General features: G+C 42.0%; 19 protein-coding genes. 6 read left to right on the top strand and 13 right to left on the bottom strand.

Going from position 1 to position 22,592, the window contains the following annotated elements; genetic code table 11:
* Positions 1-315 precede the first annotated feature (315 nt).
* The 5 genes from L8106_RS32390 to L8106_RS19490 all read right to left on the bottom strand — a co-directional run bounded on the left by L8106_RS32390 (position 316) and on the right by L8106_RS19490 (position 6,318).
* Positions 316-519, bottom strand: a complete 204-nt coding sequence (locus L8106_RS32390) for a hypothetical protein (RefSeq protein ID WP_156803750.1) — start codon at positions 517-519, stop codon at positions 316-318.
* A gap of 85 nt (positions 520-604) precedes the next feature.
* On the bottom strand, positions 605-865 hold the full coding sequence (locus tag L8106_RS19475; protein ID WP_009786131.1) for a MoaD/ThiS family protein: 261 nt from the start codon (positions 863-865) through the stop codon (positions 605-607).
* A gap of 207 nt (positions 866-1,072) precedes the next feature.
* Positions 1,073-2,494: a DUF1254 domain-containing protein gene (locus L8106_RS19480; RefSeq protein WP_009786132.1), complete on the bottom strand. Its 1,422-nt coding sequence runs from the start codon at positions 2,492-2,494 to the stop codon at positions 1,073-1,075.
* Between the two features lie 778 nt (positions 2,495-3,272).
* Complete coding sequence (locus L8106_RS33800) at positions 3,273-3,776, bottom strand: DUF1816 domain-containing protein (protein ID WP_009786133.1); 504 nt, start codon at positions 3,774-3,776, stop codon at positions 3,273-3,275.
* A gap of 220 nt (positions 3,777-3,996) precedes the next feature.
* Positions 3,997-6,318 carry an NACHT domain-containing NTPase gene (locus tag L8106_RS19490; protein ID WP_009786134.1) on the bottom strand — a complete coding sequence of 774 codons (2,322 nt, stop codon included), beginning with the start codon at positions 6,316-6,318 and terminating at the stop codon, positions 3,997-3,999.
* A gap of 793 nt (positions 6,319-7,111) precedes the next feature.
* Between L8106_RS19490 and L8106_RS19495 the strand changes: the two genes are divergently transcribed.
* The gene (locus L8106_RS19495) at positions 7,112-8,071 is read left to right on the top strand and encodes an aldo/keto reductase (protein ID WP_009786135.1); all 960 of its coding nucleotides are present in this window, start codon (positions 7,112-7,114) and stop codon (positions 8,069-8,071) included.
* 193 nt (positions 8,072-8,264) lie between these two features.
* Here the strand turns inward: L8106_RS19495 and L8106_RS19500 are convergent, their stop codons facing one another.
* The 6 genes from L8106_RS19500 to L8106_RS19515 form a co-directional block, all read right to left on the bottom strand.
* Positions 8,265-9,155 (bottom strand): transposase, encoded by an 891-nt coding sequence (locus tag L8106_RS19500; protein ID WP_232228530.1) that lies wholly within the window; start codon positions 9,153-9,155, stop codon positions 8,265-8,267.
* Position 9,156: 1 nt separating this feature from the next.
* A complete protein-coding gene (locus L8106_RS33805) occupies positions 9,157-9,312 on the bottom strand; it encodes a hypothetical protein (RefSeq protein WP_232228531.1) in 156 nt (51 codons plus the stop codon).
* Entirely contained in the window at positions 9,287-9,382 is a 96-nt protein-coding gene (locus L8106_RS33810; protein WP_232228532.1) for a helix-turn-helix domain-containing protein, read from the bottom strand. Before L8106_RS33810 ends, L8106_RS33805 begins: the two co-directional genes overlap by 26 nt.
* A gap of 239 nt (positions 9,383-9,621) precedes the next feature.
* A complete protein-coding gene (locus L8106_RS19505; RefSeq protein ID WP_009786137.1) occupies positions 9,622-10,524 on the bottom strand; it encodes a DUF928 domain-containing protein in 903 nt (300 codons plus the stop codon).
* A gap of 184 nt (positions 10,525-10,708) precedes the next feature.
* Positions 10,709-13,057 (bottom strand): CHASE2 domain-containing protein, encoded by a 2,349-nt coding sequence (locus tag L8106_RS19510; RefSeq protein ID WP_009786138.1) that lies wholly within the window; start codon positions 13,055-13,057, stop codon positions 10,709-10,711.
* A gap of 91 nt (positions 13,058-13,148) precedes the next feature.
* Entirely contained in the window at positions 13,149-14,282 is a 1,134-nt protein-coding gene (locus L8106_RS19515) for a DUF1822 family protein (protein ID WP_009786139.1), read from the bottom strand.
* Between the two features lie 777 nt (positions 14,283-15,059).
* Here L8106_RS19515 and L8106_RS19520 point away from each other — a divergent pair.
* From L8106_RS19520 to L8106_RS19535, 4 genes are all read left to right on the top strand, one after another.
* Positions 15,060-16,346 carry a glucose-1-phosphate adenylyltransferase gene (locus L8106_RS19520; RefSeq protein ID WP_009786140.1) on the top strand — a complete coding sequence of 429 codons (1,287 nt, stop codon included), beginning with the start codon at positions 15,060-15,062 and terminating at the stop codon, positions 16,344-16,346.
* A 15-nt stretch (positions 16,347-16,361) separates the two neighbouring features.
* Positions 16,362-16,826 (top strand): AAA family ATPase, encoded by a 465-nt coding sequence (locus tag L8106_RS19525; RefSeq protein WP_009786141.1) that lies wholly within the window; start codon positions 16,362-16,364, stop codon positions 16,824-16,826.
* A gap of 106 nt (positions 16,827-16,932) precedes the next feature.
* Positions 16,933-18,807 carry an RtcB family protein gene (locus L8106_RS19530; RefSeq protein WP_009786142.1) on the top strand — a complete coding sequence of 625 codons (1,875 nt, stop codon included), beginning with the start codon at positions 16,933-16,935 and terminating at the stop codon, positions 18,805-18,807.
* A gap of 143 nt (positions 18,808-18,950) precedes the next feature.
* Entirely contained in the window at positions 18,951-19,730 is a 780-nt protein-coding gene (locus L8106_RS19535; RefSeq protein WP_009786143.1) for a hypothetical protein, read from the top strand.
* Here L8106_RS19535 and L8106_RS19540 read toward each other — a convergent pair.
* A complete protein-coding gene (locus L8106_RS19540; RefSeq protein ID WP_009786144.1) occupies positions 19,727-20,866 on the bottom strand; it encodes an amidohydrolase family protein in 1,140 nt (379 codons plus the stop codon). The two genes, L8106_RS19535 and L8106_RS19540, sit on opposite strands and share 4 nt — an antisense overlap.
* A gap of 89 nt (positions 20,867-20,955) precedes the next feature.
* Entirely contained in the window at positions 20,956-22,284 is a 1,329-nt protein-coding gene (locus tag L8106_RS19545) for a glutamine synthetase family protein (protein WP_009786145.1), read from the bottom strand.
* A 113-nt stretch (positions 22,285-22,397) separates the two neighbouring features.
* Between L8106_RS19545 and rpmF the strand changes: the two genes are divergently transcribed.
* Positions 22,398-22,577: a 50S ribosomal protein L32 gene (gene rpmF / locus L8106_RS19550; protein ID WP_009786146.1), complete on the top strand. Its 180-nt coding sequence runs from the start codon at positions 22,398-22,400 to the stop codon at positions 22,575-22,577.
* Positions 22,578-22,592 lie beyond the last annotated feature (15 nt).

A 22,592-nucleotide genomic window follows, 5' to 3' on the forward strand; every position in this document is an offset into this window, starting at 1 on the left:
GGGAGGTTGGGAGGTTGGGAGGATTTTTATGAATAAAAAGCTATTTTTCATCGGAAAGAAATCTTCACCCCACCACCCCATCACCCCAGGAACCCTCGGCAATTTTTAATTGAGAATGAAACAGCCCTGGTTTTAGGAGAGGGGTTGGGGTAGAGGTTCTAGCCAAACTCAAATATCGGGCTTCAACATCTCAAAGCCCGATACAGGTTTATTAAAACTGGTTTTGAAGGGAAACGTTAAAGTTTATTTTAAAAGGGCTATCACTTTCGGAGAATTACCTCTGGGGAGAACCTCGGAAATTGCTAATCGAATTAATTAGTTGCGCTTTAGACTAGAAACGTGTATTATCAATCCTGTCTCTGGGTCAACAACTTGAGAGCGAGAAATTGCGATCGAAGAATCAGCAGTCTCTATAGACTGTTTGAATAAGCACGAAACCGAACTAGCAGTAACAAACCCAAAAGCAACAATAGCGGACACACCAATCCCAAGAGGATTCAAACGTTTCATGGTTTCCATAACGTTTTTAGAGTTATATTTACTACTCTATTCGATTTTCGGTGAGTTTGTCATGAATTCCGGATGAAAAATTTCTCAGATTTGTTTAACCTCCACTGACAGGCGGAATCAGAACTACCTCATCACCGTTACTCAGAGGAGTTTCTGGAGGAACAAACTGTAAATTCACACCAAAATGAGTCAGAGGACGCCAGCGTTCCAGTTCGGGATGTTCCCCAATACAATGTTCGAGAACTTGAGAAACCGGAGTTTGAGGGGGCAGAGTTAAAACCAGTTTACGAACTTTGTAGACTTCTTGATAGATCGCAAACAGTTGAACAGTCACGGTAATCGCTAAACTAGACATACCAACACTACTCCACTTTTTGATTTAATCGATTGGGTAATAGGTATAGCACTACGCGCAAGTCAAAAGTTGATTATAAGGGCTTTTCAGCTTCTGGCAATGTCTTAACTAATATGCGTAGTGCTATAACCCTCTTCTGTCACTCTCCGAGAAGTAGAATAAGAAAATTAACAGATATAGAGAAGTTTTTCAGAGTCAGTTTATTTGTCACTTGACTTCCTCAATATCGTTCAATTTCCAAGTCTGGTCAAAGAAGGACTCTAGCGGACCATAAAGACGGAAAACACCAGTCCAGCCTTTATTCGGTAAGGTTTCGATCCAGTTCTTCTCTTTTCCTGCGGGGGCTTCTGGGCCGAAGTAAAGATCAACTGAACCATCTTCATTGATAACTGGGTCGGTATAGGAACTAATAGTAGGCATAGGTTTAGCCACCTGAATCATAGAACGGGAAGCTGAATCGTAAACTATCAGAGACCAAAAGTTCTTGGCAGGGATACCAGCCGGAATATGCAGTTGATAATTTTTGTCACCATTAAGCGGGTTGCCATCTTTGTCTTGGTGACTGCAGAGATATTGGGAACCACCACCAACTGTCTTCGATGCCATTGCTGGAGTCACAGCAGTAGCGTAAGCAGCAAATAAAGCCTGAGCGTCATAATTAAAATAGCCTGCTGGATCGAAAGTGTATTTACCGCCCACAAAAGGATTCCACCACTTGCGATCTTTATATATCCATTTGTCGTCGCCCACATAATCCCACATATTGGCACGGAGCATGGCAGCACCAACCGCGACAGCTTCCTCAAGGGTAGATTTGAGCTGGGCATCGGGCTGGAAAGGCTTGCCGAATTCCATGCCAATTGAGGCGAGGAGGAACTTCTGTCCATCAGGAAGGGCATCGGGATGCTCTTGTTCAACCAGATGACCCAATTCTTCCATGTAAGTATAATTCTCAGAGTGAACGGTATCAATCTCCATTCCACTGGCGTTGATCAGTTCAGTCGGTTCAGGATTGTCCTTATTACTAAGAGGATAAATCTTGAGATGCTCTTTATAGAGAGCATTGGCAACATCCGGCTTATTGTCTACAAGATTCAGGCGAATTGCACACCACACACTATAAGTTTTGGACTGCATAACATAGTAGCCTTCTGGTATCTTGCCCTCATAGCCAGGAGGAAGGATGAGAAACTTACCACCTTCTCCCTTGTCAGGCCCCATCATTCCCATATCACCGATGTAGCGCATCCACATATCATTGATCAGCCCCAAAGCTTTAGGCGGAGACTCGATCACAGTTGGTCCATCACCTTTGAGATCGAGGAAAGTCATGGCATAGACGGTCTCGCTATTGGCTGTGAGCAATATTGATTTGGAGTCCATCCGGTTCTTCCAAACCGAAACCTGATTGGCTTTACCAAAACCTGCATTGGCCAATGATTTTCGCATAGCGTAGAGGGAAACTCCAAAGGTGTTTTGGGTGAAGACTTCTACAGCACGGTAAAAGGTACGAAACTCAAACAAGGTTTTGACGGCTTTCGGTGTAGGAAAACCTCGCTCAAATTCCAGGGAACCAATGCGGGATTCGATGGTGCGTGTTTCAATGTATTTAGGTGTTTGTTCTGCCACTTTTAATTCTCCTAGCAATTTAGATGATTTCAGAAAATGGGTTTCGGCGTTATTCAACAAATATCGTTAGTTGATAACCTCTCTAGCCTGCAATGATCGGAGTTGTCAGCAAGAAGTATTCACTCTCAATAGAAGATTACAAGATCATGCTCCAGCATCTCCGAATGACAGAGTAGATCAGTAGATATGAAGTTAGAAGTCGTGAGGTCAAAATTTCCCGATCTTCTGATCTTCATCAATAATGTTTAAGTCATCACACGGCTAACTTCTCGGAATGTTTGGGGTAATCATAGAGTATCTAAAACCCTTCAACATATTCTCGGGCAATTTCGGAAAGGGGGCGAGTCGGAACAAAATTCATAAAGAGTTGTAACTCGGCTAAGGCCTGATCAGGTTCTTTTGTGCGGGGTTTACGACCATACAGAGTAATGATATCGCAAAATAGAAGGTTCAGTCTACCTTAATTACTCTGATTTCATATTCTAAAAACAAGCTACAGCAGATCGACAACGACACAACAGTAACTACAACGCCAATAAGTTTTACTTAAAAGGATATGACGAGGTAAACTATTGTGAGAATGACAAGCTGAACAAGTTTGTTTTTCCCGATTGGAAACATTAAGCTCTTTTTGAGCAGGACTATTCACTTTTATCAAAATTTGATGATTTGGATGTTTTTATGGCGAAGTCATAGCAAACAGCCTGGCTTTCAAAGCCTGAAGCCTTGCTTAACTCAGCTTCAGGCCGTTTAAGAAGGATTTGTTCTCAGTTTGACGTTAAGGACTCAGATAAGATGGAATAAAGGTAGAAAACTCTGAATCCACACAAAAATTCCGCATTTCTTCGGGTAAAATTGTCATGCTTTTCGGAATGCCGCGTTTAATATTCAGCTCAAAAATTTTAGTATTTTCCGACTGCAAATCTTCTAGATAACCTTCTACAGAATGTTGAGCCTCAATTCCACTGGCAAACGGGCCAAAGTAGTAAATACATTTTGGAGATTCAGTCACAACCTCTATCCAACAGGCTAACCCCATCTTCTCTAAATATGAGGTAAAAATTTCTTCAGCCTCCTCGGTGAATAGATCTTTTTCAAACTCTAGTTGATCTTCTACAGATTGATCTTCTACAGATTGATCGAGTAAAGATTGATCGAACACTAGAGTCGTTTTTTTTTGCTGTTTAGTTTCGATTTTTTCCTCCAGAAAAGTTCCGAACAGTTTTTCAGCATAATACTTGATTTTCTGAGCCATTGTCTGAGGGTGTTCAAAAGTAGTCATGGTTTCTTGGGTTTCCTGATCTTGTAATGGTGTGTAATTTATGGTTTGCTGAGTTGTCTGATAACTCTTACTCTAATACACCCCTGTTTAAGATGAAGTATATCCCCCAAAGAATTATTGTATGAGTTGTAAAAGTTGTGTTGTTTGTTAGGAAAATTCACAAGTCATCAGGGATTTTATCTTTTCAAACATCTTCAAATTTATATCAATCAATCAAGCTCTACGCCCACTCCCTCTGTTCAAGTTCATCGATAGACAATAGCAAAGATTCTTTGATTTCCTGGCGTACAACCTCCGTTACATTTGAGACACTATTGAGACAGTCCAGCAACAATCGATGAGCTTGGTAATAACCCTGTAAAGTTTCCTGTTGTTCAACACTAAAGTTCCAATTGTGTTGAATATTTCGATACTGCAAAATCTTTTTGCGGAGTTGCTCTATCCAATTTGTATAATTTACTTTAAATTCTTCGGGAAAGCTTGTTTGATTTGACAATAAATCAACGAGCTGCTGTTTGAGTTTTTGCAAAACAGACTTAAACTCTGAATCAACCACAACAATTAACACATTATCTAAGGCTTCGCGAAAAACCTGAACATCAATCTGATCATGTTTCTGAGTCTTTTTGACTAAATCACTCAATAACCCATCTAAGAATATTCCCTGATCTAAGGTACAAGCTAGGGTAAAATCAGGGGCTAATTCAGGAGATTTAGTCAACGCAAAGTAAAACGCCCGAGTCGCCTCTAAAGGGGGTGAATTCGCAACCTTCCGAGACTTTTGGCTTACCCAAGTCAAATACTCTTGCAGAAACGAATCTTCAGCAAGGATGCTATCAATTTGTTGCTTGATTAACTCCATAAAAGTATCTGCACTCCGCAACATAGAGGCGGTTAACAAAAAGATTTCTCGATATTGGGGTTCATTGATGTACTGAACCAAATCCTGTAACTGTTGATCCCGTTGTCGCAAATTATAATCAGCGACAATTTTTCGAGCTGTAAAATATTCTTGAAATGCTAAAAAGGAGAAGGAAAAAAGACCTGGTGAACGTTCTACTATGATTCCATGCTGGAGTTCAATTGCCTTGAGAATTGCTTCACTACTGAGCATAAGTTCCTCGGCATTAATCGAATCTTGAGACAAATCAAACAGTTCCTCCGCGATATATTGCAAGATCAAACTTTTTTTAAACAGGAATTTCCCTGCTTGGAATGTGTCTGCTGCCAAATTACTAAATAACTTTAGCTTTTGAGAGAGTGATAACCTTTGATACGCTTGATCTCCACTCACATTTTTATCTTGATCCCACTTGCCGATCAGTAAGTCTAGACACTGTTTATACAGTACACTTTTTTGGAGAGGAAATTTTTGATCATAGCTAAATATCCAGCAAGCCAGATGTAGAAACAAAGGTCTAACAATCAGTTGACGTAAATGTAGGTGTTCGGGTTTGTTAATCTGTTTGATGAATTGAGATGTTTGTATTAAAGCATCATCAACATCAGTCTTCGTAAATGCGATAAACCACTTCTGGGCAAAATTGGCAATTTTTTCTTCGCTAAACTGAGCAATTTCAACATCGGTGAAGCCTCTGAGCTTGACTTCTTGGGCTGCGTTTCGACAACTAACCACAAACAAGTTGTTTTGATATTTATCGGAAAAACGACGGATTTCTTTGATCATCGCTTGATTATTTTTCAAGACAACTTGATCAAATCCATCCAGCAAGATAAACATCCGACCTGTATGCAGCAACATCATTAATAGTGTTGTGTTGCTCAGATCTGAGGTGTTAAATTCTGTCGAAATATAGTTTAATAGACTAATCTTTCCGGTTTCTTCACATTCATCAGCAAAATCCATCAAGTTGATAAAAATCGGAACTCGATTATTTAAAATTCGACCTCGATTGCATTGAATCGCTAGATGTTGTAAAAAGGTGGTTTTACCTGCTCCCGGTATGCCTAATACTCTCAGTTTAGAGTAGGTTTGTAGGGCTTCGATTCCGGAGATATTGTTCTGGGTTACATCACCTAAACCTAAGCGTTCAAGTTCTTCTGATGTCGGATTTTCGAGGCTAGGATTGAAGTCATTGAGATCGACCCAGTATTTCTTATTGACGTCTTCTAAGATATCCACATCAATATAAATGTCATCAAGCTGGATCGGACGGTTCATCTCTAACAATGTTAAACTGCCACATCGATCTTCTATTTTTTCGTAGCGTTTTGATCGCACCTGCTGAACAATCACGTTAATATCAAGGTTTTCTGAGGTTTGTTGAAGATATGACGAACTATCTGAGAGGTCAGCAGGTGGATTTTCCGCAATCTCTCGCCAGTCTAGATTCAGTAAATTGCAAATCTCTAAAAAAGTATGACGTTCTATCGAGCGGTTCGTAAAAAATCTCCAAATGGGTTGACGAGTTTTGAGATTAACTTCTGCGGCTAACTGTTCTTGTGTCCAGCCTTTGGATAAAAAAGCTTTTTTCGCCTTTTTTGCTCCATCAGGGGAGGTTTTCAGTGATCGTTTAGACATAGAATCGCTCCTAATATATACCCAAAAAAAGTTCATATAAACAGATGACAAGATTTTTGGGTGATAAGTATATTTGTCACTTTTAGATCATGAATAGATTCTCTGATTTTGAGAGTGACTAAGTATATTTTCTGATGCTTGTTTGATAGATTTTAATAAACATAAAATTCTTACCTTTTTACTTTGGGATAGACAACTTAGATTTTCACTAATTCTATACCCAATCCTGGATTCTCTTTGCTTGATTTTGTTGAAGATATACAAATATAGCGTAAATTTTATAGTTTGAGGAAATTAATCAACTTAAATTGATAAGTTGAGTCTACTCACCAAGGTCTTAAACAGCCAAAAAAACTATCTGTAGTTGGATTGTATCATTTGTAGAACACTTTGAATACCAAATCATCAAGAATTGTTGATTTTTGTTAAAACTGTAAATAAATCAAACAAATCAAACAATAAATCAAACAAATTAGACTTCTTTAAACTTTGAATTTCAATCAACAAAAAAGTGAAAATCTTGTGAACAGCTTTTTTAAAAACGGAGAATTATGTATTTCAAAATATTTTATTCATTTATTATCTCTCAATTATACAAGTTATTTGTAATTGAGTAGAGGTAAATAAGGATATTAAGCATTATTTGTCAAGTACATTGCGCCAAATCAGCAATTTTGTTTGATCTGATCAATCATAAGTTAAAGTTATCAGTTCACAGTAGACCAGGATTTTTTCTGGGGATCACGGCACAATATGAAAGAAACGAGAAAAACAGTGCCAGGAGTATTTGACTGTGACATCCACGACAACCACGACCACACTCGGACAAACAGGAATCATCGTTCCCTCACTATGTATTGGCACCTGGTCTTGGGGTGATAACTTCTTCTGGGACTATGGTAAAAGCTTCGGTGAAGCAGAAGTTGAAGCTGCATTTAATACCGCTTTAGAGTTGGGGATCAACTTTTTTGATACCGCAGAAGTCTATGGACAGGGCTTATCTGAGGCGTTACTCGGAAAGTTCATGCAAAAAACCAATCAGCCCGTGATCATGGCAACCAAGTATGGCCCGTTACCCTGGCGAATTTGGGAAAATGCGGTAGCTGATGCCATCACAGCAAGCCTGAAACGGTTACAGGTGCCTCAAGTGGCGTTGTACCAAGTTCATTGGCCGTTTACCTTTTTTATGACCCAGGAAACGTTAATGAATGCCCTCGCCGATGAAGTGCAACAAGGACGAATTTTAGCCGTTGGGGTGAGTAACTATTCGGCTTCGGAAATGGAACTCGCCTATGATGTTTTAGCACGACGGGGTATACCGTTAGCCACAAATCAAGTGAAATACTCCTTACTCAACCGCAAAATCGAACAAAAAGGAATTTTAGCGAAGGCGCGTCAGTTGGGCGTGACTTTACTCGCTTATAGTCCGTTAGCCCAAGGACTCCTGACCGGAAAATATACCCCGAGTAACCCGCCTGTGGGTGGGCGGCGGATAGATGCTCGCTTTTCACCAGCCGGACTCCAACAAGTAGAACCCGTCATGTCTGTAGTGCGTCAAATTGCCGCCAAATATCAACGGACACCCGCTCAAGTAGCGTTAAATTGGATTAATGCTCAAACAGGAGTGATTGCGATCGCCGGAGCTAAAAACGCCGCTCAAGTTAAAGATGATGCCGGGGCTTTAGGGTGGGAAATGAGCCAAGCCGAACTCGACCAACTCGAACAAGTTAGTCGTCCCTGGCTTTCAAAGTGACATCCTCCCACACTGAATCAAAGATTACAGTGTGGGCGCACCAAAGAATCACTTCTTTGATTTCCTGGTTTTTCCCTTGCGGGATTTCGACACTTGCCTAGACTGATTTTTAACAGTCCCCGGTAGAACGTCTGCACAGGCGGTTTCCTGTCCCGCAAGCCCTGCGGTACTAATTAACTTAATTCCTCGATTTCTAATATTTTGACCCGCTGCTATATCGCGGTCTGTTTTGTATCCACTTCGGAGGACAATCATGGATTCTTACACTCAGATCTTTTTTGACTTCACCGCCGCATTCAGGACACTCTTGAGAAGTTCCCCTTGCATCAACTTGGGCAAAAAACTTTCCACGTTTCCAACAAACATATTTGACGATGGCTCTAAACTGTCCGAATGCAGCGTCAAGAGTCTGTTTTCCGAACATACCTTTAGCCATTATTCGGTAATCCAAGTCTTCCATGAAGACCATATCACCCGCGTCACAAAGAGCGTGAGCTTGTTTGTAGTGAAAATCTTTCCTCGTATTGTCGATTTGGTGATGAAGTCGAGCAACTTTGAGTCGCTGTTTTTCGTAATTCTTCGACCGCTTCTGTTTCCTGGAGAGTCTACGTTGCAGCGATTTCAGCTTGCTTTGCAACTCTTTAAAAAACTTGGGCGGATGAACAAGAACGCCGTCACTCGTTGCTAAAAACTTTTTCAGCCCAACATCCACCCCGATGGGATGACCGTGGGTCGTTGGGTCAGGAACACTGACTTCACATTGCAAGGAGATAGATGCGTACCAAAAATCCGCTTTCCTCAAGATTCTCACCTGCTTGACCGCAAACCCTTTTGGGATTGGGCGATGCAGGTTGATTGGTATTGCTCCAATCTTGGGCAACTTAATGTGCAAGTTTGTTACTGGATTCTCCTTGAATTGAGGAAAAAGCAACGATTTGAACTGCCCGTATTTCTTGAAGCGTGGAAAACCGAATCCCCTTTTCTGAAAATATTCCCAACCTTTATGTAACTGCTTAATGGCTTGCTGAAGAACTTGAGAAGGAACTTTACTCAATATAGGAAATTCTTTCTTAGCTTTTGGCAAGTTATTGAGTTGTTGAATTTCGCTCCCGAAACTTCTTTTCAACAGGAAGGATATATTCCTTTTCGATAGAACATCTATCAATCAAGCACTTACGGCTATTGCACCAATCTTTGATCTCTCGCAACGCATAGTTAAATGCACCACGACAAATTTCCATCCACGATTGGGAGTTGTTGTTCCTGAGTGGTATTTGGATAGATTCGGTAGCGGTGAGTAAGTGTCAGCATCCCAGCATTATACTAGATTTACTGGACAACGGTGCAGCACTAAATGTTAAGTTTAGGGACATTGAGTCCCGTCAACTTAACTGGGGGAGTCCATGTATCCCAACGCCGACCTGAGTACAGGTACGGCGTGGGTCTTATAGCTCCCCCAAGCCCCCTCAAAAAGAGAATTACCCCAACCTCCCAACTTCCCCAACCTCCCTACTTCCCAACTTCCCCACCTCCCTACTTCCCCAACCTCCCTACTTCCCAACTTCCCCTTTTGATCCCGTTTGTTTAATCGGAAAATAGAGGGAATTGACTTGTTCAACCTGACAGCAAGTTAATATCGGTTCTTGGGTGATATTATTCAAGCGAACTGCTTCATGTTCTAGTAGACTAATCCATTGAGCAGTCACTTCTCGATTGTTAGGTTGAGTGCGTCGCAGTTCGGCCAGTTGAGTCAGCATTTCATACCAAAGACCATTCTGGGCATAAAGAGCGATTTTCTCACTGAGAGAAGCATTTTCCAACTGTTGACTGAGTTTGGCAGAGGGAGCAATACGAGCGACAATTCCACTCACACTTGGGTTTTGGATATCAGCATTAGTTGAGTTATCGTTTGACTCAGATGCACAAGTAAAGTTAAACATCCAGCGATAAGCTTTGCCTTCTTGGAGGGGAGGAGCGGTATCCGGTAGACGAAAACTAACAATACCAGGCCCTTGTGTGACCGGAAAATCAACCTGATACAACTCTTTCTGACCTGCTTCGTCTTTGAGAATAAATTCTATCGCCGCAGCTTGACTGGGAAGGTACAACCAAAACGTCGGATGAGTTGCTATGGTTTCACCCCAGTTTGTGGTCGGGATCAAAGCCGTCATCGGTTTTTTCAACGGAGAACATCCCCCTCGACTCCCCGCATCCGCTCGGTTTCCGGGCGCACCTCGGTCAGGAGGCTGAAAATCAAAAGTCTGTACAATTAGTGAGCTAGGATCGTCATCTTCGGCTTCTAACCCCCGAACATTTTCTTGAGTAGAGGGTTGACTAACAGTGGTTTGGCTAGGACGAGACAGTGCTAACTGAGGGTTAGCCCACTCAATTCCGGCTAAAATGAACAGTCCAATGAGTTGAATGGACTGACAGGATCGGTTTAACGACTGCATGACTATTTATACTCCCTGGTTGACTCGTAAATGCTTTGTTAATATTTCCCCAATCCAGTTGAGTTGGAATTTAATGAGGTTAGTTGAAAACTTTGAGTTGAGTTGCGTTTACTTTGATCTATTCAGTACGATTTGATGCACAAACAATCGATCGCTTTCTGAAGGCTTTCTCAACTGCTTTATTTTACTGATTTCTCAACAAAAATGGACAAACAGCAGTGATCACCAAAGTTAAACTAGACGGTACTAATGGAATCCATCCTCCCCACAGGAAGAAGATGTAACAGACACCGGATAACATGAAAACGGCGACGGTAACTGTCGCTCCGCAACGGTCAAATCGACGGCAGTTCCAAGCAATAATACCTCCTACTATAGACCAACTTCCAATCCAAACCCAATCCCCCCATTGATTCCAAACCCAAATGAGGGGGCGTCCGTCCAGTACGCTACTGAGAATTTGACTAATCATTTGAGCTTGTAGCAGCACTCCTGGCATTTTTTGATACTCAGTCGCATGAAGACTATAAGGTGTAGAAAAGTAGTCAGTAGAGATCGGCGCACTAATACCAATTAAAACTAAACGATCTTTGATCCAGTCGGGATCAATTTCACCTTCTAGAACTTGAGAAAAGGTGACTCGTTGAGGTTGACTGTTTTGTGTGCGGTAGTTGAGTAGAAGTTGAAATCCCTGATGATCGAAGTTTTGGTAGCCCCCTGAACGTTCGCCGAGTGGTTTTAAGACCACTTCACCGAGTTGAACCGATTCGTCAGCTCTTAATTTGGGTGTAATTCCCTCTTGGATGAGGAAATGTTGGGCGAGTTGAAAACTCAAAGAAAATTCGGTTTGACAAGGAGAGTTACCCTCGGGCGTCATAAACAATAAGTGGCGACGCAGAATATCATCAGAGTCTACGACAACATCCGTAAATCCCTGGCGATGTTCGGGGACATTGGCAGGAGGACTCACCCCCGGTTTATTGGCATCGTTGACATGAGACGCACTACAAACCGCAATCAAGTGAGGATTTTGAGTCAACTGCTTGGTCAACTCTGTGTGACCGGGTTCTCGGGGAACATCTCGATAAATATCGATTCCCATGACTCGGGGTTGATAAGATTCGAGTTTGTTGAGCAGTTTCACTAAAGTCTGATCGGGGAGAGGAAAACCCCCGTATTTTTGGATATCCTTTTCAGTCGCTTCGACCACTAAGACTCGATTTTCCAAGCTTTCTGCTGGCCGTAGTCGTAATAATTGGTCATAGGCAATCAGTTCCCATCCTTGGATTAAACCAAGCGATCGCGCCGCAATCACTAAAACCGTTGCAATCACCCCTAAACCCATAATATGAGGGGCTGAGGGCTGCTGAGTGCCTCGGAGTTGTTGCCAAGTCGGAGGAATAACAGTCGGATTTTGACAAATTACCGGGAGCCAACAAGCGCAGGGATATTCTGGCTCTAAATCCTGTAATTTTTCTCGGGCTTCTCGGACAGATTGATAAAAAGATGTTCCTTTAGAAAAAGCACTCAACCAATGTTTCAAAAACGCTTGTGCGACTTGATCCGGTACAGGTTCGCGCATGATCACCAGTTGAGGAATCTGGACATCTGCCAGTTGTCGAGCCAGTCCGAGGCCATCACAGGAGTTGAAAACAGCGAGTTGTAACCCTCGGGCGATCGCAGCTTGGAGGGCAAATTTTAATTCAAAGATCGTAATCGCTTCATATTGATTGATATTTATATATCCCGTCGCGCCGTTGGTATGACTCGAACTATGTCCAGCAAAAAAGAGAATATCCCATCCTTGTTCATCCCAGAGAAGGCGGTTGAGTTCACTGCGTTGCGGTTCAACCAAAAAAACGGTATTAGCGCCAGGTAAGCGTTCTAGCAAGGCGCGATCCTGTTCGATATTAATTCCGTGAGAGTTACCCAAAATGGCTAAAATTCTCACCGCCCCCCCCGGAGATCGGTGCATCGGTTCGATGCGTTCAGCTTCTAAGGTACTGCTCAAACCGACTTCTGATGTGGGGTAGTCTTCAAAAAAATTCCACAGATGCCAAGGAAGTCGTCGGAGTAAGGGATCGTCTGTTTCAATAATGACGCGAATTTCTTCGTGAGGCGAGAGTTGGGTGCGTAACTTCCGTTCTATGCGGCCAAACGATCCCGAATCTAACCAACGATTGAGAGAGCGTTTTAACTGTCTTGATAAGTCTGAAAACTCAACTTGAGAAACTTGAGCGATTTCTTGCTCGTCAAATTCAATCCGTGTATCTACAACTCCCCGTCGCCAACTCAAACGCTGATTTAAAGCTTCGTAGAGCGTGCGCCAACGTTGATAGAGTTCAGCTAATTCTAAAGCCGGAGGCAAACTCCCCGTTAATCGAATGGGGGGATGATTTCCCGAAGTCCACAAATTAGCCACAATCATGTCACAGCCTTGTTGAGTGTTGCCGTTTCCGAAATTTAAGACAACAGAAAGACTTTCTGATTTGACAGATTTTGGGCGAATGATTGAGGACGTTAGACTAGGCATGAGACAGTGATCACAATTTCCAAATTCTGTATTGATGCTCCGCTTAAAATTTTTCTTCTGATGGCTGATCCGCGATCGGAGTGAAGAAAATTTAAACTTGGAAATATTCAGTTACGGTTGTATCTTCTTTGGTAATTTCGACACTAAAGCGAAATCCTGATGAACACTTAAATCGAGGGATTTGAATATAGTTATCTTGAGTGCGGGCAACCACAGAGCGCAACACTTCACCCGATTCTGAGCGTAACGTTAAGCAGGTTTCAACGGGAAGATAAGAACTATTCGGTTGAGGATGAAGCTGTACACGCACTCCGACGCGGCTATCGCTTTCGGTACTCAATCCGACGAGCAAAACGACGTTATTCGAGGCATCTTCGTTTCCTAAAGTAATTTGTTTAATGCGTTGAACTTCTCGTTCTGGAGCATTTGCCGTCCGACGGAAGCTATTTGCCAGAGATTGGGAGGTTGGGAATAGGGCTTCTATCGACTGCCAACCCGTATCAAAGAGATTGTCTAACCAACGGCCTAAGTTATGGGTGACTTGTCTTTGATTGTATTCGATCAAAGCGCCCCAGAGTTCAAAAGGAACAGCCAGTCGAGGCACCAAAACATCGGGATGGTTCAACCGTTGAACTAAGTTTTCGGCTTGAGTGGGGGTTAATGTCGATAGGGGGGCAACTGCACTGCGAGTTTGTTCAGTCGGGCAGAGTTGACGGGCCACCCAGAGAACATTAAGATCACTGATCAGTTCGGAGCCATCTAAACTGTAAGTGCGATCTCTCCAGTTGTAGTCACCCTCAGTTTTCAGGTGAGCATGAGTGGTGTATCCCCAAACCTTCACCGACTGTTCATCGGGATTGACTTGAACAGCGAAGTAATAATCTCCAATCAAACTGGGAACATCAACCCATTCTTGAGGAACCCGAAATTCATCGGTGTCAATGGTTTCGCTCGGAATTAAAATCAGTCGGGTTTGGTCAGCAAGGGTAATTACAGCACCCTCAACCCGTTCTCCAATATTGGGGAGTAGAGTTGAAGATTGAATTGTGCAATCATAGTCTTCCTGTAACCAAGGAACCACTGTATCGAGACAGAGTTGATTGAGATATGCACTCCAGCGACGACTCGGAGTTGAGTAGGGCATACTTTGCTGCCAGGCTTGATTTTGTAAGGTTGGGGAGATTTCCAACCTCAATTGAGTTGTTTCAGCTAGTAAGAACGTCATCGGAACATCTCCTATGAGAGAAATAAATAGGTCGGTCTGATAGAATAAGCGCGATGTTTACGCTGTAACCACTCTCGGTATTGTTCAATACGTTTGGTTTGAGAATAATATGCACTTTTTGTTCAGGAAATATTTTTAGAGTGTTGGCGAAGTTGTCAGAGTCAACCACTGTTTTCTTCATGCTGTTGGCGAAAAATCCGGTTTTCGAGGGAGATTTCGTTAAAAAAGGTTAGAAAATTGCCTTCTTGTGAGACTTCTTACCAGAGTCCCCCGCAGATGGTATGATATGCAGGCAAACAAGCAGTGATCCCCGTTGAGTTGAGTCTGCTTTCTAGTGCGCTAATCGGTGCGTTTTAGAAAGTCCCGAATTGCGAGATTCAGCGAACGGATGTCCATTTGTCTTGATTTATGGTCTGGCTCTGTCTGATGATAGAGGAATAATTCCGGGAGACAGTGGTAAACTGAACCCGAAAAAATAAATGTATTGAATCACCGATTGCGTGAAGTGTTTAGAGTTGTAGGGCTAGAAATCTATTCCTTAGACAACTGTAGCAATCAGGGTTTTAGGGAATATTTCTGCTGATCACTGCATTTTGGAATTGGGGAACGGAACAGGGCGCTTGTAGTCGAATAGAGTTGATCCATTACGTCTAATCTGAGTTTGGGTGAAATCATAACCCAATCTTAACTGACATTTTTCCTGTTCCCCCTTGTCAATTTGGGCTTACAGTCGGACACTAAACTTGGAAAAACATTGGCAGATAAGAGGTAGTTTTTGTGAAAAAAGTTTTATCGATTATTTTAGGTGGCGGTGCTGGTACTCGTCTTTATCCCCTAACTAAGCTACGGGCCAAGCCAGCAGTCCCCTTAGCAGGTAAATATCGACTGATTGACATTCCTATCAGTAACTGTATCAACTCGGAAATTCTTAAAATTTATGTTCTGACTCAGTTTAACTCCGCTTCTCTGAACCGCCATATTTCTCGGGCTTACAACTTTTCAGGCTTCACGGATGGGTTTACAGAGGTTCTCGCCGCCCAACAAACTGCAAGTAACCCCAATTGGTTCCAGGGTACTGCTGATGCTGTTCGTCAATATATCTGGCTGTTTGCAGAGTGGGATGTTGACTATTTCTTGATTTTATCAGGCGACCATCTCTACCGCATGGACTACCGAGAGTTTGTTCAGCGTCACATTGATACGAAAGCCGATATTACCCTCTCTGTACTTCCCATTGATGAGAAACGGGCTTCTGATTTTGGGTTGATGAAGATTAATGATACTGGTCGTATTATTGATTTTAGCGAAAAGCCTAAAGGGGATGCCCTGAAAAAAATGGCCGTTGACACCACCACTTTAGGACTCTCCGCCGAAGAAGCGAAGGAAAGCCCCTATATTGCGTCGATGGGGATTTATGTCTTCAACCGAGAGGTCTTAATTAAATTACTGACGGAAACTGAACAAACTGATTTCGGTAAAGAAATTCTGCCGAATGCCGCCCCAGACTACAACCTTCAGGCTTATCTGTTTAACGACTATTGGGAAGATATCGGAACCATTGAAGCGTTTTACAATGCTAACTTGGCGTTAACGCAGCAACCCCAACCTCCCTTTAGTTTCTACGACGAAAAAGCCCCCATTTACACCCGTTCTCGGTATTTACCTCCGTCTAAAATTCTCGATTGTCAAATTACAGAATCGATTATTTCCGAAGGTTCCATTCTTAAACAATGCCGCATTGGTCACAGTGTATTAGGCCTGCGTTCTCGCATTGAAGCCGGTTGTGTGATTGAAGATACTTTGGTTATGGGTTCGGATTATTACGAACCTTTCGCCGAACGTCAATCCAATATCCAACAAGGTAAAATTCCAATGGGAATTGGTGCAGATACGACCATCCGTCGGGCTATTGTTGATAAAAATGCTCGCATTGGTAGTAATGTTACCATCACCAATAAAGAAGATGTCGAACAAGCAGAGCGCGAGGAACTTGGGTTCTATATCCGCAGTGGAATTGTGACTATCTTGAAAAATGCTGTTATTCCGGATGGAACAGTTATTTAGGTTTAGCGTTCTTCAATGAGCAAACTCATTTTAATGATTGGACTTCCTGGAAGCGGGAAGTCTTTTTTCGCAACCCAACTTCAAGTCAATCATCCTGACTATCAACTTATTTCGACGGATACTATCCGGGCGCAACTATTTGGTGATGAGGCAATTCAAGGGCCTTGGTTAAGGGTTTGGAGTCAAGTCCAACATCAATTTAAACAAGCCGTTGGAGAAGGCACAGATGCTATTTATGATGCCACAAATACCCAACGTCGTCAACGTAAAGATGTGATTACTGTAGCACGAGAAATTGGTTTTGATCCCATTTTTGCCGTTTGGGTGAATACTCCCCTAGAACAATGTCTTCAACGCAACCAAAACCGCCTTCGCCAAGTTCCCGAAGATATTATCTTCAAAATGCACCGTCAGTTAACCGATGTTTCCCCTTCTCTCTCAGAACCTCTAGATAGTTTAATTGTCTTGGAAAACCTGTAGGGGTGCAAGGTTTGCGCCCAGATATTACACCCACTTGACAAACATAATACAAAAATACTACAATCGAACCATACAAACGCTGTTATAAAAACAAACTATTACAACCATGCCCTACAAACCCTTAGAAATATCAACACCAAAACCCGTATTATCTTGGGCAAATCATTCATTAGCCTCCCAAGAAACCCAAATGGCTAAAAATGTCGCTTCCCTACCTTTTGTGTTCAAACACGTGGCATTAATGCCCGATGTACACTTAGGAAAAGGCGCGTTAGTGGGGTCTGTCATTGCCACAAAAGATGCGATTATTCCCGCCGCAGTTGGGGTGGATATTGGTTGCTTCACCGGGGATACATTAGTTCCTCTAGCAGACGGCAAATCTTATCCCTTGGTCGAGTTAGCTTCCTGGCGGCGAGAGTTTGTGGTTTACTCCTGCACCGACACGGGTCGAATTGTAGCAGCTAAAGCGAGCGCTCGCTTGACTCGTCGCAATGCGCCATTAGTAAAAGTAGTTCTCGACAACGGTGCGGAAATTAAATGCACTCCCGACCATCAATTCATGTTGCGCGATGGTAGTTATCAAGAAGCAAAAGACTTAAAAAATGGTACGTCTTTAATGCCTTTTTACTCCAAAAAGGATAAGGATGGCTATACCTTAATTCAGCAGAATTATTCCGGTCGATACCAAAAAGCCCACTGGATGATTGCACGCTCTGGTTTGTTAGGTAAAATTCCTAAATTTCCCGGTCAAAGAACTGTGATTCATCAGAAGAATTTTGACCCGGTTGATAACAGGCCAGAAAATTTGGAATTTATAAACAAGGAAATTGCCAATCGGATTTACCCTTTGGAAACCTGCGGCACCGAGGTTAAAAGTCCCATTGGATTACACAACCATCGGCGAAAAGAACACGGGTACAACCACAAAGTTGTCGGGGTAATTTTCCTATCAGAAAAACAAGATGTTTACTGTTTAACAGTACCGGAATATCACAACTTTGCTCTAACCGATGGAGTCTTCGTTCATAACTGCGGAATGTGTGCCGTGAAAATGCCGTTTTCGGGCGAACAATTAGAAGGAAAACTGAAGCAAATTCGTCTGGAAATTGAAGCAGCTATTCCAGTGGGGTTTAACGCCAATAAAGATATCGAAAAATCCGTTAGTAATTGGCAAGGTTGGCGACAGTTTAAAGACTTGCATTCAAAAGTACAGAATCTTGAATCAAAAGCATTAAAACAACTCGGTTCTCTAGGCGGAGGAAATCACTTTATAGAACTCTGTGTTGATAGTGAAAATTCCGTTTGGTTAATGTTGCATTCCGGTTCTCGTCATATTGGTAATATGCTTGCCCAACGTCATATTGACAGCGCCAAAGCGTTAGCAAAACTGGCAGAAACAAAGCTTCCTGACCCAGATTTAGCTTATTTTATTGCCGGAACTTCTGAATTTTCTGCTTATTGGCGAGATTTACAATGGGCGCAAAATTACGCTCGTTATAACCGAGAAGTAATGATGGCAAGATTTAAACAAATTGTTGAACAAGCAATTGCGGGAGGAAAGCCAACAAAACCGCTTTTAGAAGTAAATTGTCATCATAATTATGCTGAAAAAGAAGTACATTTTGGGGAAGATGTTTATGTGACTCGTAAAGGTGCAGTCAGGGCGCAAGAAAATGATTATGGAATTATTCCTGGTTCAATGGGTGCAAAATCTTTCATCGTTAAAGGGAAAGGAAATGCTGAAAGTTATTGTAGCTGTTCGCATGGTGCCGGACGTCTAATGTCTCGAAATAAAGCTAAAAAACAGTTTACGGTTGATGATTTAGTTCAGCAAACTGCTGGAATTGAATGTCGAAAAGATCACGGGGTTTTAGATGAGATTCCCGGTGCTTATAAACCCATTGAGGAAGTGATGAACCAACAATCTGATTTAGTAGAAATTGTTGCAACTTTGAGACAAGTTGTTTGTGTGAAGGGATAGTTGATCTTTCTTCACCCCCTGAATACTGTTGTCCTCATCTTTCTCCCGATAGCTGTCAAGACTGGGGACGACAGTTTTTTGTGAATAATTTTTTGGTCATGGGTTAAGCTATTGTTAACACATTCTACAGTTTCTGACAAATAATGTCTCAAGACTTAATTCCAAATTTTCCGAATGTTAGTTTGGTTGCTTTTTATGGAAAAAAATCTCCAGAATTTACGAAATTAATTCTAGAGTTACAGCAGTATCTATCCAAATTACTTCCGGGTATTTTTGAACGTTATGCGTTAGAGTCTATTCACGCCACACTTTTAGGGTGTGAAGGTGTAAAAACTGAACGGGGAATTTTGAGTCGGTGGTTTTTGGAAAGACGAGAAGAATCTCGGATAATTGATTTTTTGGGTTTTCTTAACTCTATACAGAATTGTTCTCAACTTCCAATCAATATTCGGTTTGGTGGCTATCAATTTTCAGTAGACTATGGGTTTACCAGTCGTCATAAACATCCCTATGAACGATCTTTTTGCTTTCAAAATGAGATTGCTGTTTTGATGGGATGGCCGATGAAGGTCGAAACAATTATCATGGATATTGATAATCTACGTCGTTCGGCTGAGAACTATAATTTACTGCATAAATATCATGGAAATCCAGATAATATTGATAATGATTGTTATCTAAGAATTGGAATTTTAAACTCTACTATTTCAGCCGAAAAAAGTCAAGAAGTTGAGCAAAAAATCCAGGAATACTTGAGAATGCGATCGCCTTTAGAGTTGGCTCTCAGTTTAGAGGATTTGAGTTTTGTGCAGTATAATGATTATACCCTACCTTTGGCAACAACACAAGTCATTCCCCTCCAAGATGCCACCCCTAAAAAATTGGAAATACTTTATCCAATTGCTATTGAGAACAATACCTAATCTAACTTCTGAGCGTTGAAGTTGAAATACAGTCCTCTGGCATTTTCAGATAACATTCTTCGAGCAATATCTTCCGCTTCACTAACAGTTAAATCTCCATCTTTAATACTTTCTTCGAGAACTTGTTTTAAGATTTCTCGTCCCCATTTTGCACCCAAATAATAGAGTTCAGGAATATTATGAGCATCAGAAGAATACATTAACTTTGTTGTCGGAGAAAGTTCGAGTAATTGTCGCAAAGTTGAACGCATCCCCATCACGCTTAAAAACGGCACCGCTAAACCAAAATCCAGGTAAACTTGGGGATAAACTGAGGCGAGATATCCGGCTTCTCGGGTATAAGGATAAGACGCATGAAGTAAAATAATGGGAGCATCACGCCAACGTTTTTCTTCGAGTAAAGGACGCAACAGCACAGGATTTCCGACAAATAAATCTAGGTCTGGATCACCAAAACCTGTATGAAATTGCACAGGAAGTTTATGTTTAGCGGCGACTTCTAAGGCTTGAGTAATCAAAAAATCAATTAAGGGTTTATCCACTAAGCGAATCAGAGATTGATCGGCTGCCTTTTTGAGTAAAATAAAACGGGAACGCGCAAAATCAATCGGAGTGATTTGAATATCTAAACCTGTACGATAAGCCGCAATACTTTTCAAGGCAATGACTTCTTTAGGTGGTGGATCAATGGCTTGTAAAAACAGTTCTAAAAAAGTCTCAAACTTAGACGTTTGACTGAATATATTTTCGGCTAACTCCTCTAATCTTAAAATTTTTTGGGTGGGAATAAATTGTTGATGCCATGTCCAGGGTAAAATTTTGTCTGCTAAAAATCCACCATCGAGGAATAAGGCTTCTAAATTAGCAGCGTTTAAACAATGTTGAGTGAGTTTTTCTAAACCTAAATTCTGACGACAAGTTAAAATAGCGGTTTCTGTGGGTTCACAGTCTAAGAGTTGAGCAATATCACGAATACTGCGTCGATAAAACAAACTATGACGTGCATGATGCTCGAGAATATCGGGATCATATCCTTCTGTAAATGCAGCCACATAGGGCAAGTTTAAAGACGATTCTGCCGTTAATAAATTGTGAGCGTGATGGTCAATGACGGGGATATCCCAAAGATTCATCATGGCAAATTTCAGGGTCAAAGTTTAAAGGAAGGAGGTGTTGTTTGATATCCTCCCTATTCTAAGATACTCTTGATTCGGGAAAATTGTTGCTAGTAGCGATCAATTAATAACTTAACTTCTTGTTCAAGTTGCCAATCTTTCATGGCATTCCACTCCGCTTGACGAACAGCTAAATAAGCCGCCGCCAAATCTGAACCCAAAGCCTCAATTAACACTTGATTATGCTGCAATTTTTGGATGGCTTCCCCTAAATTTCTGGGTAAACGATAGATTCCTCGTTCATTCCGTTCAGATTCGCTTAAAGTCGCAGGATCAACGGTTACAGGTTCGGGTAATTCCAATTTGTGACGCACTCCATCTAATCCCGCAGCAATGATACCCGAAAGAGCAATATAAGGATTAGCCGTCGCATCCACGGTTTTAAATTCTAGGTGAGTTGGACTAGGGAGTTCGGGGTTTTGGGGAACTCGAATGGCGGCTTCTCGGTTATCATATCCCCAACAGCAAAATGCACCACTCCAGGTTTGAGGTTGAATACGTCGATAGGAATTTGGACTCGGAGTTGTTAATGCCATTAATGCGTCTAGATGCTTGAGTAAGCCAGCTACAAAATGACGCGCTAGGGGGGAAAGTTTTCCGGTTTTATCGGGTAATAAATTGTTTTCTCCTTGCCACAAACTCAGATGCAAATGAGCGCCACTTCCGGCTTGATTGGGGAAGATTTTAGGTAAAAAAGAGGCATAAAGATCATGTTTTCGGGCGATGGCTTTGACAGTTTCTCGAAAGATAATCTGCTGATCGGCGGCGATCGCTGCATCAGTGTACAATATAGATATTTCTTGTTGTCCGGGGCCAGATTCAGGATAATATTGTTCTACAGAAATTCCTTGAGCAATTAAGGCTTCAGCAATTTCATCAATCGTTTGTTGTTGTAAGTCCATTGATGAAGTTGTTGCAAAAACAGTGTCATCTGCGGGAACAATTTCACCGGATAATGATTTGAGTAAATAAAATTCATTCTCAAAAGCGGCTTTGATTTCTAACCCCAGATCTGTCGCTGTGGCGATCGCTCGTTGGAGACAATCACGGGGACAAAAGGACCAAGGTTGTCCATCTTTGACCATATTTCCCATGACCCGAGCGTGACCTGTGGCATAGGGTATAATCGTTAGGGTATTCCAATCGGGTACAAGGCGAATTTCTCCGACAGGCCCGAGTCCGACTCCAGAAACAGGCGCATCAAACATGACGGGAATGGCTTGTTGAGCAGCAGAAATACCAACACCATAAGTAGAATAGGTTCGGAGTCGATTACGATGAACAGCTTTCGCTCGAATGATGTTGGCGTTATCGCACCACAGAATCCGAATAAAGCGCACCGCAGCTTGGTCAAGAGTGGAAAGAACGCGATCTTGCATCTGTTTTCTCGTAGTAGGTTGGAATGTCAACAAGTACCGCAGTCTTTGAGCAAACGGTCTTCAAATGAGATAGTATAATAGTTTGTCTTGTAACAATAATTTGAGTAATTCTCATGGCGGTTCCCAAGAAGAAAAAGTCCAGATCTAAGCGTGATATGCGGAAAGCGCATTGGAAGCGCAAAGCATCAGTAGAAGCTGAAAAAGCCCTTTCTTTGGGGAAATCAATTCTGACTGGTCGTTCTAAGAGCTTTGTCTATCCGAGTGACGAAGAAGAAGAAGACGACGAAGAATAAGGCTATTGTACTGCT

Origin of the sequence: Lyngbya sp. PCC 8106 (assembly GCF_000169095.1) — a bacterium.
Taxonomy (GTDB): Bacteria; Cyanobacteriota; Cyanobacteriia; order Cyanobacteriales; family Microcoleaceae; genus Capilliphycus.